This window comes from Giesbergeria sinuosa (assembly GCF_042652905.1).
Lineage (GTDB): Bacteria > Pseudomonadota > Gammaproteobacteria > Burkholderiales > Burkholderiaceae_C > Simplicispira > Simplicispira sinuosa.
Map to the genome: position 1 here is coordinate 60,766 of NZ_JBHSHJ010000016.1, position 15,699 is coordinate 76,464.

The following is a 15,699-nucleotide window of genomic DNA, read 5'->3' on the forward strand; positions in this document are numbered from 1 at the left end:
CTGCACTCAATACGTTTTTAGGCCATTTGGCTAATCGTTTTGCGAAAGCGTCGCAAGGCGCCGACAAACAGCAGGCTGCCAATAGCGATGATTGCCAGCATTTGCGGCCAGACCACGTCTACACCCGCCCCCCGGTACAGTATCGCTTGCCCGGCTGCCACAAAATGGGTGGTGGGTGCGATCAGCATGATGTTTTGCACCAGCATGGGCATACTCTCCCGCGGTGTAGTGCCCCCCGAAAGCATCTGCAAGGGCAGCAGCACCAGTACCAGCAACATGCCAAACTGTGGCATAGAACGTGCCACTGTAGCCAGAAAAATCCCCATCGATGTGGTGGCAAACAGATGCAACGCCGCCACCCACATGAACAGCGCGACCGACCCTTGTATGGGCACCTGCAGTGCCCCTTGCACCACCAAAATCAGCGACACCAGCACGGCACCCAACACCACCAGCCCCATTGACCACACCTTGGCCAGCATGATCTCGCCGGGGGTGACGGGCATGACCAAGAGGTGCTCGATGGTGCCATGCTCGCGTTCGCGGATCAACGCTGCCCCTGTGAGGATGACCGACAGCATAGTGACGGCGTTGATGATCTCGGTGAGGGAGCCAAACCAGCTTGGCTCCAGATTGGGGTTAAAGCGCAAGCGCACGTTCAGCTCGGCGGGCAACGTAGCCACGCCCCGGTGGCGCTGCACAAATTCGGCCACTTCGGTGCTGAGCATCTGTTGGATATAGCCGCTGCCAGTAAAGGCTTGGCTCATGCGGGTGGCATCGACATTGAGCTGCAGGGCCGGAGAGCGCCCGGCCAGCACATCGCGCTGGAAGTTGGGCGGAATATCCAGCACAAAGGTAAATTCACCGTTGTCCATGCCCTGATCCATCTCGGCCAGCGTAATGAGCCGGGGGGTGAGAAAGTGCGGCGGATAAAAGCTGCTAACAATGCGTGCCGATAGCGCCGAGCTGTCTTCATCAACGATGGCAATGGCCGCCTTGTGCAGGCTCTCGGGCATGGCGGTGGCTGCAACATAGATCGACACCGTGAAGGTATAGACGATCAAAAACAGCATCATCGGGTCGCGCGCCAGACTCCACAACTCCTTCACCCCTAGGCGGTAGATATTGGCAAGAGAGACGGTGTGGATGCGCATCAGGACTCCTGCTTTTTCAACAGCAAAATCGCTGTGCCCACAATCACGGGTGCGGCCAGCAGCAGCGGCCACAGAGACGGCCAGAGGTGGCTGATGTCCAGCGCCTTGCTAAACACCCCTCGGCTGATGGTCAAAAAATGGGTGGCTGGGTAAATGTGACCAATGAAAGCGCCCGTGCCCTCCAGCGATGACACCGGGTGGATCAGCCCAGCAAACTGTATGCAGGGAATCAGGGTGCCGATCATGGTGACAAACATGGCCGAAATTTGGCTTTTGGTAAAGGTAGAGGCCAGCAGACCAAAGCCGGTGGACGAGATGACAAACAACAGCGCCGTGCCAGTCAGCGTAGCCAAGCTGCCTTTGAGTGGTACGTTAAACACCGTGACGGCCAACAGCGTCATCAGGGCAAAATTGAACATCGCCAGCACGATGTAGGGCAACTGCTTGCCGAGTAAAAATTCAGCCCGCGTTACTGGCGTGACATACAGGTTCAAGATGGAACCCAGCTCTTTCTCGCGCACCACCGACAGCGCCGCCAGCATGGCTGGAATCAGCATCAGCAGCAGCGGAATCACCGCAGGCACCATCGCCGGTAGGCTGCGCACATCGGGGTTGTAGCGGTAGCGGGTCTCGATCTGGCTCAGGGCTTGGCTGGCTTGTCCCAGCCGGTGCGTTGCCAAGTCGGCCAGCCATGTCAGGTGGATGGCTTGGGCATAGGCGCGGATGGTCTCGGCCCGCTGTGGCATGGCACCATCTACCCAGGCACCCACTTGGGCGGTGCGGCCATGTTGCAAGTCGCGGGTAAAGCCCGGCGGAATCTCGATGGCCAGCGCAATCTCACCGCTGCGCATGCGCTGGTCAAGCTCGGCGTGGCTGTGCAGGGGTGGCTTTTCGATGAAGTAGCGTGAGCCCGACAGGTGTAGCGCGTAGTTTTGGCTCAGGCTGGTCTGGTCTTGGTCAAGCACGGCATAGGAGAGGTCTTCTACATCCATGTTGATGCCATAACCAATGATGAACATCAGCAGCGCCGTGCCCAGCAGTGCCAGCGTGGCGCGCACTGGGTCGCGGCGCAGTTCTAGCCATTCGCGCCACATATAGCTGATGGCCCGCCCCCAGCTAAACCATGCAGGTTGGGGGGCTGGGGTGTGGTGGGCGTCAGGCCGGTCAGCGGCGGCTGCCATAGAAGGCGGTGCGGTGGTGGTGTCTGCCTCGCCGTGGGCATCGCGCAGGTGGGCGATAAAGGCGGCTTCTAGGGAGGCAGCACCGCGCTGGGCCACAATTTGTGCGGGCGGTGCGCTGACCAGCACCTGCCCTGCGTGCATGAGCGAGATGCGGTCGCAACGCTCGGCCTCGTTCATGAAATGGGTGGAGATAAAAATAGTCACCCGGTCACGCCGCGACAGCTCTATCAGCAGTTGCCAGAAGTTGTCACGGGCCACCGGGTCGACGCCCGAGGTGGGCTCGTCCAAAATCAGCAGTTCTGGGCTATGCACCATTGCCACGGCCAGCGACAGGCGTTGGCGCACACCCAGCGGCAGAGCATCAGGCAGGCTGTGCTGCACGTCTTGTAGGTCAAAGCGTTCGATCATGGCCTGCACGCGCCGGGGCACTTCAGATTCAGGCACATGGAACAAGCGCGCGTGCAACACCAGATTTTGCAATACAGTTTGCTCGCCATACAGTGAGAACGCCTGTGACATATAGCCCACGCGGCGACGGGTGGCCAAGTCTTTGGGATCGACGGGTTGACCAAACAACCAGGCTTGGCCTTCGCTGGCAGGCAGTAGCCCCGTCAGCATTTTCATCGTGGTGGATTTGCCGCAGCCGTTGGAGCCCAAGAAGCCAAAAATCTCACCGCGCTGGATGCGAAAGTCCACATGATCCACAGCCACAAAATCGCCAAAGCGCATGGTCAGCCCTTGGGCTTCAATGGCGATGTCGTGGGGTTCGGTGGCGGTCAGTGGGCGCATTTCCACTGGCGCATGGCCGTGTTTCTTCTCGGGTGGCAGCAGGGCGATAAATGCAGCCTCTAGGTTGTTGCTGCCAGTTTGTGCCAGCAGTTGCTGTGGGCTGCCGGTAGCCAGCACCTGCCCGTCATCCATGGCTACCAGCCAGTCAAAGCCTTGGGCCTCGTCCATGTAGGCAGTGGCTACGATCACGCTCATCTGGGGGCGTGTGTGGCGGATACCGGCAATCAACCCCCAAAACTGCGCCCGTGCCAGTGGGTCAACGCCGGTGGTGGGCTCGTCCAGAATCAGCAGGTCGGGGTCGTGAATCAGCGCACAACACAGCCCCAGTTTTTGTTTCATACCGCCGGAAAGCTTGCCCGCTGGTCGGTCTAGAAACGGATGCAGACCTGTGTGGTGTGTCAGATGGTCAATGCGCTGGCGGCGTTCGGCAGCGTTGTGGCCGAACAGGCGGCCAAAGAATTGCAGATTCTCTTCTACCGACAGCGTAGGGTAGAGGTTCTTGCCCAAACCTTGGGGCATATAGGCAATGCGCGGGCACACCGCATGGCGGTGGGTGGTGCTGCGCATGTCACCCCCCAGCACCTGCACTTGGCCCTGTTGCAATGCCCGTGCGCCAGCTACCAGTGACAGCAGGCTGGATTTGCCCACGCCATCGGGGCCAATCAGCCCCACCATGCAGTAGGCTGGAATATCCAGGGTGATGCCATGCAGCGCCTGGGTAGCACCGTGGCGCAAGCCCACATCGGTCAGTTGCACCACCGGGGGGGGGCTGGTGGCTGCCATGTGTTACTCCGGCAGTTGCACGGCCAGATGGGCCGGCCAGTGCTGGGCAGGGTCGGGCTTGAGCCACGCCACACCCGGCAACCCGGTTTTGACCAGAGCTTGGTGTTTTTGCAGCAGTTCAGGTGCTATTTGCGCCTTGACACGGAACATCAGTTTTTGCCGCTCGTTGGCGGTCTCCACCGTTTTGGGGGTGAACTGTGCCGTGCTGGAGACAAACGACAGTTGTGCCGGAATCACATATTGGGGCAATGCATCGAGCACGATACGCACTTCGCTGCCCAAGGCCAGTTGGCCTGCCACCGTCTCAGGCACAAAGAAGGTCATGTAAACATCGGACAGGTCGATCAGGTTCAGCACCTTGCCGCCAGCCCCTATGACTTCGCCCGGTTGTGCAATGCGGTATTGCACCCTGCCATCGCGCGGTGCGGTGAGGGTGTGGTCGGCAATTTCGGCTTGTAGTCGGGCTACTGTGGCCTGTGCCGCTGTGACGCTGGTGCGTGCGCCTGCTACTTGGGTGCGTGTTGCTGCAATGGCCGCAGTAGCCGCTTGCACTTGGGCCTGTGCTGCCACGAGTGCGGCTTGCAGGCTGCGTTCTCGCGCGCGGTCGTCGTCTACTTCTTGCTCGGACGAGGCGCCATCCTGCACCAGAGTGGTAGAGCGGGCCAGCCGTTGGTGCGCGGCTTCCAACTCACTCTGGCGCTGTGCCACCAGTGCTTGCGCCGCGCGTTGTTCGCTCTCGCGCACCGCCACTTGGGCCTCGGCACTGGCAATGCCCGTGACGGCCTGTTGCTGATGGGCGCGGGCCTCATCCAAGGAGGCCTGCAAGCTATCGACCTGCATTTGTGCCAAAGTTTGGCCGGTACGAACCGGCTCTCCCTCTTTGACGGCAATGTTTTGCACTCGGCCTCCAAGTTTGGCGGCAATGTCAATCTCGGTGGCCTCCGTGCGGCCATTGCCACTGACCAGTCCTGCGGTGTCCTGTGGGCCTGAGCGCCAGTGCATCCAGGCGTAGGTGCCTGTGGTCAGGGTTGCGGCGGCCAAAGCCAAGGGAATGAGCCGGTGTTTCAAAGACATGGTCATGGTGCTGGGGGCTTGCGGACTCAGGGGGCGGAAGGTGGGGCGGCAGGCTGCTGCTCTGTCAGGGTGCCTCCACCCAGAGCGGCATACAGGCCGGTTTGGGTGGTGAGCAAGGCGTAGCGCAATTGCAGCACCTGCTGTTGGGCTTGGAGCAGGTCGCGCTGGGCATCCAACAGTTCTAACAGGGTGCTGGCCCCTTGGGCATGGCGTTGTTGCATCAGGCGAGTGCGGGAGCCTTGCACGCTCAGGGCTTGCTGGGCCATGTGTAATTGCGTGGTCAGTCCTTGTCGGGCTGCCAGCGCATCCACCACTTCACGAAAGGCCATCTGCACCGCCTTCTCGTATTGGGCTACAGCCATGTCGCGGCGCACCTCTTGCAGTTGCAGGTTGTCACGCAGGCGCCCGCTCGTGAACAGTGGCAGGGTGATGCTGGGCGAAAACGCCCATTTGGCACTGCCGTTGTCAAACAGCCCTCCCAACTCGGCGCTGGCGCTGCCCGCCAGCCCGGTCAGTGCAATGCGTGGAAAGAACGCAGCCCGTGCGGCCCCAATCTGGGCATGGGCTGCCCGCAACTGGTGCTCTGCCGCCACAATGTCGGGCCGATGCACCAGCAGATCGGAGGGCAGTCCGGCTTGTAAGGGTGCCAGAGGGGCTTCACCCCAATGTGCAGTGTTGGCGGGCAGGGTGATTGGTTGGCCCAGCAGCAGGGTCAGGGCATGGACTTGCCGAGCGCGAGCCAGTTCCCATTGGGCTATTTGGGCCTCTGCTTGGGTTAGCAGGGTTTGGTAGCTTGTCAGTTGCAGGCGTGAGGCCGCACCTGCGTCCACCCGGCGTGTAAAGAGGCGCAGGCTTTGCGTCCGGTTGTCACGGGCTTGGCGGGCCAGGGTCAGATGTTCATCCAGTTCCCGCAGTGCCAGATAGCCTTGGGCCACTTGGGTAATGAGGCCCAACGCGACAGCTTGGCGGGCAGCATCGCTGGCCAGATAGGTTTCCAGCGCCGCATCGCTCAGGTAGCGCAGGCGCCCCCAGAAGTCAATTTCCCAGGTTGCCATGCCCAACCCGACTTGGTACTGGCTGCCCAGTTGGGGCTGGCGGCTCATATTGAGATCGGCTGGGGTGCGGGAGCGGTCTAGGCCCACTTGGGCACCAATGCTGGGCGATAGCTCGGCGTGCTGGATGCCATAGGCCGCACGGGCCTCCTGCACGCGTAGCGCGGCACTGCGCAGATCACGGTTGTGCTCTAGGGCTTGGTTGATCCAGCTTTGCAGCAAAGGATCGGTGAAATAGCTGCGCCAATCCAGCGTTGCGGCAGGGGTCTGGGAGGGGGGGGCGTCCTCTAGGCCATACTGTGCTGCAACGGGTAAGGCGGGAGGGACATAGTGGGGTGCCAGTGGCGCACAGCCACTTTGCAACACCAGCGCCAGCACCAGCAGTGCCTGCCAGCATGGGGGCATCATGCACCGACCGTTGGGAGAAAGAGAAGAAGGCATGATGGGGGTAGGTGTAGCGGCGTTGGTGGGTTGGTAACCGAGCCCATCAGAGGTCTCCAAGCCCTTCCAGTACGCTGCCAATGCCTTGCCCTACCGCCGACAGCACTTCTCCCGCCGTAGACACCACGGCCCCGCCGACATCGCACGCGATGTCTGAGATGCTGCCCAAGGCGTCCAGAATGTCTACCCCTTGAGACAGCGCATCGGCGGTGCTGTGGGTAGATTCTTGCTGTGACCGTTGTTGCTGTTGTTGTTCTGCGAGCTCCAATCCTTCTTGGATACTAGAGGCTGGCGAGGCGGGGGCTGTGGATTCAGGCATGGTGTGTTCCATCAGGCAAAGTGATCGAATGAAGCATAACGCGCGGTGATGGCTTGGCCTTGGTCATCTATCAGCCGCAGACCTGTAGTGGCCTCTATGGTGCCAATGCGTGTGATGGGGGTGGTGCTGGCTTGGGCGGCAGCCAGTACCGCAGGGCGCTGACTGGCTGCCGCAGTAAAGAGCAACTCGTAATCGTCACCTCCAGCCAGAGTGCATTGCCGTACCAGTTCGGTCTTGAGCGGCTGACCGCATAAGCGGGCTTGGGCCTGTGCTGCCAGTAAGGCACTGGTGCAAGAGGTATCCACGCAAGCTCCGACCCCCGAGGCACGCAGGAGATGGCCCAAGTCTCCCAGCAGACCATCGCTCACGTCCAGTGCAGCACTGGCAATGCCGCGCAAGGCTTGCCCGAGGGCCACACGCGGCGTAGGTGCTTCCAGCCGCTGTTGCGCTGGGCCCAATACAGCAGAGGGCAACTCAAGATGGCCGAGTAAAGACTCCAGTGCCAGTCGGGCATCGCCCAGTTGGCCGCTCACATACAAATCGTCTCCAGCACGGGCACCACTGCGCAGCAATGCCTGTCCGGCAGGCACTTCGCCAAAGACGGTGATGCAGATATTGAGCGGCCCTTGCGTGGTGTCACCACCCACCAGTTCACAGCCGTGGGCATCGGCCAGTGCCAGCAGCCCGCTGGAAAAGGCTTGCAACCAAGGCTCATCCACACTGGGCAGTGCCAGCGCCAGGGTGAACGCCACCGGCCGGGCACCACAGGCCGCCAGATCGCTCAGGTTGACGGCCAGTGCCTTGTGGCCAAGGCGGTAGGCATTGGTTCCTGCAAAGAAATGCCGCCCCTCGACCAGCATGTCACTGGAGACCGCCAGTTGCATGCCGGCACGCGGTTGCAGCAGCGCACAGTCGTCGCCCACACCCAGCACTGCCCGGCGCACAGGCCGCGTGAAATAACGCGCAATCAGATCAAATTCACCCATGCCACCATTGTGGCGTCTGCACGGCCCAGAAGCCTATGCCTTAAGTGCCAGGATCGCGGGGTCGGAAAAAATCCAGTGGGTGTGTGCGCAGCCGTGCCCGAATGGCGGCGTAGATGCGCGAGCGTTCTACACCACTGACGTTTTGGGCTGTCAGTGCCACCCTAAAAGCCAAGTAAAAGCTCACGCCCACGTTCAGAGCGGCCAGCCATGGCAAGCTAGCCAGCGCCCACCAAAAGGCGGGCAGTTGCAGTGCCTCCAGCAACCCCAGCCCCATGCCTGCCGCCGCAATTTGCCCCGCAGCCAGCGTGACGTGGCGAATATCCAGCCCCAAGCCAAAAAAGGTGGCAAACACTGGCACCAGACCTAACATCAGCCCCAGCGACACATTGGCCGCCAAGCCAGAGATATTGGTGCGCAAAAAACTCGCCCATCGGGCGGCCCGTGCCTGCCCCAGCAGGCCAGTGATGCGCGGGTTGTAGCGCAAAGCCGAGTCAAGCCGATACAGCACAAACCAGTTTTCTACCCCGCCAGCCACCATGCTGGAGGCAAACAGCAGCACGCCGGTAAATGCCGCGTAGAGCACGGATGGCCCCAGCAATTGCAAGGATTGCAGGGTGTATTGGGTTTGGTGGGCATCCAAAAAGGGTGTGCCAAACCACAGCTGCCAGATGCTGGTGAGCAGCAATACGGCCGGAAACACCACCAACACATTGCCCAGTACGGCGGCCACCTGCGAGCGCACCAAGTGCGTGACTTCGTCCACAAAGGCATTGATGGCCTCGCCTGAACCCAGCTCCTTGAGCTTGGCCGCCATGGCGGGGGCCGTCATGGCAGGCTGTTTGGTGGCCACAGTAAAGTGCAACAGTTGCACCAGCACAAAGCTGATGGCGTAGTTCATGCCCGCCACAAACCCAGCCCAAAACGCCGACAGTGCCAGCGCACCCAGTGCGAATTTGGCCAGTGTGGTCAGTGCCATCACGGCCCCACCACCAGCGGCATGACCCAGCATGGCGCGGTATTCTGTGGGGGTGCGGGTGATGTAGTGCTCGCCGGTTTCGGCGCTGCGCTCGGCCACCTTGGCTGCCAGCAAAGACGAGTTGGCGCTGAATACAGCGCGCAGGCTGCGCCGCTCTTGGGCCACCTGCACCAGGTGCCCAAGCAAACGAGCGCCATGCAGTGCGGGGGTGGGGGAGAGCACGCATTCCAGCAGCTCACGCATTCGCACAATGCGAGCGCGCAATTGGCGCAAGCGAAACACCAGCCCGACCGAGATGCCGTTGTCTTCAAAGTGACCATACACGCTGGTGGCTGCACTGCGGCAGGCGTCAAGACGCTCGCGCAACCGTTGTGCAGTCTCTTGCAGCCGGTCTGGGGTGCGCAGGCTGTGCAGCACTTCTATCCGTAGGCTTTCTACATCGCGAATCAGGGCATGAAACGGTTGCGCTTCGCGCGTCTCTGGGGTCATGCGCAGGCGCAGTTCTGGGGCAAAGCCCGTCGACAAAATTTGCCCAGCGCAGTAGGTCATGGCATCGAGCAGTGTGCGCTGCCAACGCGTGCTGTGGCCGTTGTCACCACACAGCACAAAGACCAGGCGCTCAAGCAAATCGGCAGGCAGGGCGGCCAGCCACTGTGCATCAAAGGCTTCGGGCAGTGCCAGAGTGAACAGCTCGGTGGCATCAATGGTTTCGGGGCTGCCGGGCAATATCTTGAGGCGCAGGCGCTCGGCCAGTTCGCTCAATAGTGCGGTGCGTGGTGCAAAACCAAAATCGGCCAACAGTGGGGTGATGTCTACCGTGTCGGTGAGGGTTTGCCACCAGGTTTGCAGGCGCTGTTGCACATCGGGCCGGGCTTGCACCGCATCCAGCAGCAAAGCCAATCGCCCCACTGCATCCGGTGCTGATTGGCCCCGGCCTCGCACCCAGTGCAGCAGGTCGATCAGCCAGAGATGGCGCTGTGCCAGCGCAGCCTGCGGGTCCAGTTGTGCCAGTAGACCATGCAAATCGTGGCTAGGTGGCGTCAATGCAATACCCTTGCGTTCAGTGGTTGGCCTGCGCAGCCAGGGCTGGTGGCTTCCAGCACAAACAACGGGATCTCGCAGGCAAAGGCTTCGCCATCTTCTGCCACGCAGTGGTAGCTGCCGTGCATGGTACCGCTGGGCGTGCGCAGCTGGCAGCCACTGCTGTATTGGAAGGCTTCGCCAGGGCGCAGCAACGGTTGCTCGCCCACAACCCCCAAACCTTTCACCTCTTGGGTGTGCCCTAAGGCGTCGCTGATATGCCAGTGGCGAGACACCAGTTGTGCCGCCACATCGCCAGTGTTGTGGATCGTGATGGTGTAGGAAAAGCTGAATACCCCGGCCTCGGGTGAGGATTGCTGTGGCAGGTATTCCGGGGTGATTTCCACCTGAAATTGGTACTTTGGCATGGGGTAATACTAACTGCGACAATGAAAGGCATGAGCCACACCTACCGTATTGCCCCCTCTATCCTCTCTGCCGACTTTGCCCGTCTGGGTGAGGAAGTGCGCAACGTGATTGCCGCCGGTGCCGATTGGATCCACTTCGACGTCATGGACAATCACTATGTGCCCAACCTCACCTTTGGGCCGATGGTCTGCCAAGCCCTCAAGCCCCATGCTGTGACCGCAGCCGGTGCGGCGGTGCCCATTGACGTGCATTTAATGGTCGAGCCGGTCGATGCATTGGCTGCTGCTTTTGCCCAAGCCGGTGCCGACCTCATCAGTTTTCATCCCGACGCTTCTACCCACGTCCACCGCAGTATTCAGGCCATCCAGAGCCAAGGCGTGAAGGCAGGGTTGGTGTTCAATCCCGCCGAGCCACTGGACGTGTTGGACTGGGTGATTGATGACATTGACCTGATCCTCATCATGAGCGTCAACCCTGGTTTTGGTGGTCAAGGGTTCATTGATTCGGCCTTGCGCAAAATTGAGCAGGCGCGCCAACGCATTGAAGCCAGTGGCAAAGACATCCGCCTAGAAGTGGATGGCGGCATCAAGGTGGACAACATCCGCCGTGTGGCCGATGCAGGGGCCGACACTTTTGTGGCGGGCAGTGCTATTTTTGGCAAGCCCGACTATCGGGCCGTGATAGACGCCATGCGTGTGGCCTTGGCCTGATCCATGCACTCGTGCTGAGCACAAACCCCATCGTTCATGATGGGGTCTGGTTTTTTTGCTGTGCGGCGGTCGACATCCCGCACAGGCATGTCGCGCAATTTGCTGTTCCCTATGGGGCCCAAGCGGTGGGCGTTTTGCTCAATGAGTGGGCCTGCACTGCTGTGGTGGGGCCGGGCCGTCCTTGACAGGGCAGCCATCCACAGACTTTTTAAACACCTAGGGGCTGCACAGCACTTGGTTTCTGCCACTGCCCTTGGCCCGGTACAGTGCGGCATCGGCATCACCGAGCACCTGATTGGCACCAGACTGCCCTTGGTAGCAGGCAATGCCAATGCTCACGGTGGCTGCAACAAGCTGTCCATCTTCGCACGGGGTCAGGGTGTCCATGAAGTCGATTCGTATTTGTTCCATCCGTTGGTACGCTTCGATGGCATGTGTATTGGGCAGCAAAATGGCAAACTCTTCGCCGCCAATGCGGGCTGCATAGCCTTGCTCCGGGCAGTATTTCTGGATCGTGGAGGCCATGTGTTTGATCACCATGTCACCGGCGGCATGTCCATAACGATCGTTGATAGACTTGAAATCGTCAATATCCAAAATAGCCACGCTGTAAGTGCTGCCGTGTGCTTGTGCATGTTCGTAAGATTGCTGCAACAGCGGCATGAAAGCCCTGCGGTTCAAAATTTCTGTCATGGGATCATGCTGTGCTTCCTGTTCTGCTTTGCGCTTATCGTTCTCGGTGCGGTGCAGTTGCGAGTTCTGCAACGAAAGTCCAAAAATTGTTAAAACGGCAGAAATGACATAAGCCATCATTTCTGCATTGGCCTCTTGTGGATCATCTGCAATGAATGGCCCCAGACCATGTGCCGTGGTAAGAATCATGGCGAGCATGGACAAACTGCTGAGGGTGGCAATGTAAAAAAGGTTTATCTCAAAAGCGGCAATCACCAATGCTGGAAGTATTAAATAATACGTCCACCATTGTTTTGTGGAGACACCTGCCATTAATAAAAACGCCAATAAAATGCCAACCCCCACCAGCGTTTGGTAGGGACGCCAAACCAAAGATTTGGCGTCTGGCCAGCCAATATATATTTGATAAACCAGTAAAATGCCTAAGCAATCGGCAAAGAACAGCATTTTGATAAAATCAAAAACAGCAGCCGATTCAATATAATGCCCAGTCAAAAGATTTAAAGATAGCAAAGTGCTTGACAGCCCCACAGGTATGGCGCAGCCATAGAGTAAAAACCAAATCAGATCTTTAGCATCCTGGACACCTTCTTTCATGAAGCGGCCCATCAACTGCGTAGCCAGCAACGGTGCCAAGGTGTCTGCAATGGTAGATATGCTGGTGTGGAATACCGCACTAGACCATGGACGCCCCTCCAGCAGCCCCGGAAAATTAGCCAAAAAATCGGGCAGAACAACAAACGGAACGGCCTTCAGACCCCAAGTCAACACCATGACCAAGCCAATGCCCGATGGCAGCCAGATCAGCGTGATGTTGGCAGGCTGGAAGGAAAAGAGCGTCATGCCAGCCCGTGCTGTCAAGTAGTACAGGATGCTGCTGGCAATCAGTCCAAACCAGTCACGTTTTGTTGGCATGGTGTTCAGCACAGGAGGGGGAGTCTGAGGGGTGCCACAGTTTGCCTGCAATTTTCATTTTGTTACAGGAGTTTTTCATGCTTATATTGCCGTTAGAACCCGCGGCGTTGGATGCCGCCATCATCGATCTCGACGGCACGATGGTTGATACCTTGGGTGATTTTGTGGAAGTGCTCCACCGCATGTTGGCTGATCTGGGCCTGCCCCCCATCGCCGCCACTGAAGTAGAGTGCATGGTGGGCAAGGGCACCGAGCATTTGATCCAGTCGGTGCTAGACCATCTGCTGGCCCTGAGCATCCCCGAGCTTGCTGCCCGGCAAGTGGCTGTGCAGGCACTGTTTCCCCAAGCCTGGGCCAGTTACCACCAACATTACCCCACAGTCAACGGGCAGTTTTCGCAGGTTTATCCGGGGGTGCTGGAAGGCTTGCAGGCACTGCGTGGTTGGGGCCTGCCCTTGGCCTGCCTGACCAACAAACCCACCGCCTTTGCACAGGCACTGTTGCGCGCCAAGGGCTTAGAGGTTTTTTTCACCCAAGTGTTTGGCGGTGATGCCTTTGCCAAGAAAAAACCCGATCCATTGCCACTGCGCAAAACCTGCGAAGCTTTGGGGACGACGCCAGCCCGTACTTTGGTGGTGGGGGATTCCAGTAACGATGCCCAGGCTGCCCGCGCAGCGGGCTGCCCAGTGGTGTTAGTGACTTACGGCTACAACCACGGTCAGCCTGTACGGCAGGTGGATGCCGATGGCTGGATCGACACCCTGGCCCGATTGCGCTAAATCCTTAGCGCAGCAATAACGCAGTCGGGCTTGCTGCAGCACCCCCAGAGCGTCCGGTGTATCCGGTGCGATGATCGTTCATCTTGAATACCGACACCACCCGCACCAGATCTTCTGCTTGGGCATGGAGGCTGTTGGCCGCTGCCGCCATTTCTTCGACCAGTGCGGCGTTTTGTTGTGTGACCCGATCCATGTGGGCGACACCCTCGCCAACATGCATCACCCCAGTAGATTGCTCGATACTGGCAGCACTGATTTCCCCCATGATGTCTGTGACGCGGCGGATGCTGTTGACCACCTCGGTCATGGTGGCACCTGCCTGATCGACCAAGGCGGTGCCTTGTTCGACCCGCTCGACACTGGCATTGATCAGCACTTTGATTTCTTTGGCCGCTTCTGCAGAGCGGCCTGCCAAACTGCGCACTTCGGAGGCCACCACCGCAAAGCCCCGACCTTGCTCTCCAGCCCGTGCCGCCTCCACAGCGGCATTGAGGGCCAAGATATTGGTCTGAAAAGCAATGCCATCAATCACGCTGATGATGTCAGAGATTTTGCGTGAGCTGGTGTTGATGCCCTTCATGGTTTCGACCACTTCTGAGACGACCTCGCCACCGCGTGCAGCCACAGTCGAGGCACTCATGGCCAGTTGGTTGGCTTGGCGGGCATTGTCGGCGTTTTGTTGGACGGTGCCACCCAGTTCGGACATTGAGCTGGAAGCCTCATTGAGGGCGTTGGCCTGTTCCTCGGTGCGGCCCGATAAATCGCTGTTGCCGCTGGCAATTTGTGCGCTGGCGGTGGCTACGGCGCTGGCTCCTTGGCGCACTTGCCCCACCATGCTGGCGATTTTGTCGCGCATGGTTTGGATGGCATTGAGCAAACTGGGGTGGTTGGGGTCTCGAACGGCAATGTCTACCGACAAATCTCCCTCGGCCAAACGATGGGCAATGGCTGTGGCATAGGCTGGTTCTCCACCCAGTTGTTGCAAGATGCCCCGTGCAATCAACCAGCCCAGCAAAGACAAGCAAGCAGCCAATGCCAGCGACCCCAATGCAAAAAAGCCGACCCGCTCCACAATCACTGAATCGACCGTGTCTACATAAACACCAGAGCCAATGATCCAGCCCCAAGGGCCAAATCCTTGCACATAGGATACTTTGGGTACAGGGGTTTCATGACCCGGCTTAGGCCACATGTAATCCACAAATCCAGCACCGCTGGCTTTGACCTTGCTCACCATCTCATTAAAAAACAATTTTCCAGTGGGGTCTTTTAGCTGGAGCATGTTTTTGCCATCCAAATCTGGCTTAATTGGATGCATCAGCATGAGTGCATTCATGTCATTGAGCCAAAAATACTCTTCTTTGCTGTAGCGCAAAACCTTGATGGCAGCCACAGCCTGCTTTTGCGCCTCAGGTTCTGGTAAAACCCCACTTTTAGCCAGATTATGATAATGCTCTAAAATGCTGTGTGCTGTTTCTACCGTTTGACGCACGCCATTTTGGCGCTCCTGCATAATCAGGCCACGTTCCGAAAAAAGAAATATAGCAGTCAGTGCCAAAATGCCCAGTGCGGCAGCCAATATCAGGGTGAGCAACCGCCTAGAAACACTGTAAGAGGATAGTTTGAACATGCTTGGCACCTATGAGGACGGCGTAAAATGATGAGGCTGCTGATGGCGGTGCAAAATAGCTGCTGAATTTAGTAGGCAACCCTGAAATTATTGTATTTTGAGTTGTTTCTTTTGGTTACACATCAGGGTTTTCGATAGGGAATAAATTCAGTGCATCGGTTTTTGTTATCTTTTGCAAGGTTCAGCGTGCTTGATGGCCTAGGCAACGGGCCACAGCAAAAATAATTCCCCCAAGCGGACGGGGGTCAAGATTGTACCTCTTTCGGTATGGTTTTTATTTTGTTTGATTTATCCGCTGTGCTAGATCGATATTAAAAATAATAAATCCTAGGTAAGTAGTCGATAGGTGCAGTCAATAAACTAGGCAGAGGCATGCAGGTGCTGTTGGGTGGGGGGGTCACCCGGTGCGCGGGAAGTCCCAGAGTTCAGTCCGGGGTTGAGAGCGCGCACGCCGTAGGCGTGCTAATAGGGATTTGCAATCCATAATCTACGTCATGGACTGCACCAAAACCCTGCGTCTGCGCATCAAAGACAAGCACGCCAAAGTGCTCGCGTTGATGGCGCGTGAGGTCAATCAGGTCTGGAACTTCTGCAATGAAACGAGCCACCGCGCCATCCGTGAGCGTCATCAGTTTCTCAGTGGCTACGACCTGCAAAAGCTGACCAACGGTTTCAGCCAGTGCGATGGCATACACATCGGTTCGCCCACTGTGCAACAGGTGTGCGAGGACTACGCCAAGGCCCGCAAGCAGTTCAAAAAGGCCAAGC

The 15,699-nt window shown here is 58.6% G+C and carries 12 protein-coding genes and 1 pseudogene; 3 read left to right on the forward strand and 10 right to left on the reverse strand.

Features of this window, described 5'->3' with window-relative positions; all coding sequences use genetic code 11:
- Window positions 1–17: 17 nt before the first annotated feature.
- Genes ACFO6X_RS15225 through apaG form a run of 8 tightly spaced genes read right to left on the reverse strand, consistent with a single transcriptional unit; the run spans window position 18 to window position 10,203 of the window.
- On the reverse strand, window positions 18–1,154 hold the full coding sequence (locus ACFO6X_RS15225; RefSeq protein ID WP_382434707.1) for an ABC transporter permease: 1,137 nt from the start codon (window positions 1,152–1,154) through the stop codon (window positions 18–20).
- The gene (rbbA, locus tag ACFO6X_RS15230; protein WP_382434709.1) at window positions 1,154–3,907 is read right to left on the reverse strand and encodes a ribosome-associated ATPase/putative transporter RbbA; all 2,754 of its coding nucleotides are present in this window, start codon (window positions 3,905–3,907) and stop codon (window positions 1,154–1,156) included. The genes ACFO6X_RS15225 and rbbA overlap by 1 nt, the downstream gene beginning before the upstream one ends.
- A gap of 3 nt (window positions 3,908–3,910) precedes the next feature.
- Entirely contained in the window at window positions 3,911–4,987 is a 1,077-nt protein-coding gene (locus tag ACFO6X_RS15235; RefSeq protein ID WP_382434711.1) for an HlyD family secretion protein, read from the reverse strand.
- A gap of 20 nt (window positions 4,988–5,007) precedes the next feature.
- Entirely contained in the window at window positions 5,008–6,474 is a 1,467-nt protein-coding gene (locus ACFO6X_RS15240) for an efflux transporter outer membrane subunit (RefSeq protein WP_382434713.1), read from the reverse strand.
- Between the two features lie 46 nt (window positions 6,475–6,520).
- A complete protein-coding gene (locus ACFO6X_RS15245) occupies window positions 6,521–6,793 on the reverse strand; it encodes a hypothetical protein (RefSeq protein ID WP_382434716.1) in 273 nt (90 codons plus the stop codon).
- An 11-nt stretch (window positions 6,794–6,804) separates the two neighbouring features.
- Entirely contained in the window at window positions 6,805–7,779 is a 975-nt protein-coding gene (gene thiL / locus ACFO6X_RS15250; RefSeq protein WP_382434718.1) for a thiamine-phosphate kinase, read from the reverse strand.
- Between the two features lie 40 nt (window positions 7,780–7,819).
- On the reverse strand, window positions 7,820–9,799 hold the full coding sequence (locus ACFO6X_RS15255; protein ID WP_382434720.1) for a site-specific recombinase: 1,980 nt from the start codon (window positions 9,797–9,799) through the stop codon (window positions 7,820–7,822).
- On the reverse strand, window positions 9,796–10,203 hold the full coding sequence (gene apaG / locus ACFO6X_RS15260) for a Co2+/Mg2+ efflux protein ApaG (protein WP_382434722.1): 408 nt from the start codon (window positions 10,201–10,203) through the stop codon (window positions 9,796–9,798). The genes ACFO6X_RS15255 and apaG overlap by 4 nt, the downstream gene beginning before the upstream one ends.
- A gap of 30 nt (window positions 10,204–10,233) precedes the next feature.
- Here apaG and rpe point away from each other — a divergent pair, with 30 nt between their 5' ends.
- Window positions 10,234–10,914: a ribulose-phosphate 3-epimerase gene (gene rpe, locus ACFO6X_RS15265; RefSeq protein WP_382434724.1), complete on the forward strand. Its 681-nt coding sequence runs from the start codon at window positions 10,234–10,236 to the stop codon at window positions 10,912–10,914.
- Between the two features lie 216 nt (window positions 10,915–11,130).
- Here rpe and ACFO6X_RS15270 read toward each other — a convergent pair whose 3' ends face one another.
- Window positions 11,131–12,522, reverse strand: coding sequence for a sensor domain-containing diguanylate cyclase (locus ACFO6X_RS15270; protein ID WP_382434726.1), 1,392 nt, complete (start codon window positions 12,520–12,522; stop codon window positions 11,131–11,133).
- A gap of 77 nt (window positions 12,523–12,599) precedes the next feature.
- On the opposite strand from ACFO6X_RS15270, the gene gph reads away from it, so the two are divergent.
- On the forward strand, window positions 12,600–13,301 hold the full coding sequence (gph, locus tag ACFO6X_RS15275) for a phosphoglycolate phosphatase (protein ID WP_382434728.1): 702 nt from the start codon (window positions 12,600–12,602) through the stop codon (window positions 13,299–13,301).
- A 4-nt stretch (window positions 13,302–13,305) separates the two neighbouring features.
- Here the strand turns inward: gph and ACFO6X_RS15280 are convergent, their stop codons facing one another.
- A complete protein-coding gene (locus ACFO6X_RS15280) occupies window positions 13,306–14,931 on the reverse strand; it encodes a methyl-accepting chemotaxis protein (RefSeq protein ID WP_382434730.1) in 1,626 nt (541 codons plus the stop codon).
- A 494-nt stretch (window positions 14,932–15,425) separates the two neighbouring features.
- On the opposite strand from ACFO6X_RS15280, the pseudogene ACFO6X_RS15285 reads away from it, so the two are divergent.
- Window positions 15,426–15,699: pseudogene (locus ACFO6X_RS15285) on the forward strand (RNA-guided endonuclease InsQ/TnpB family protein); the annotation flags it as partial.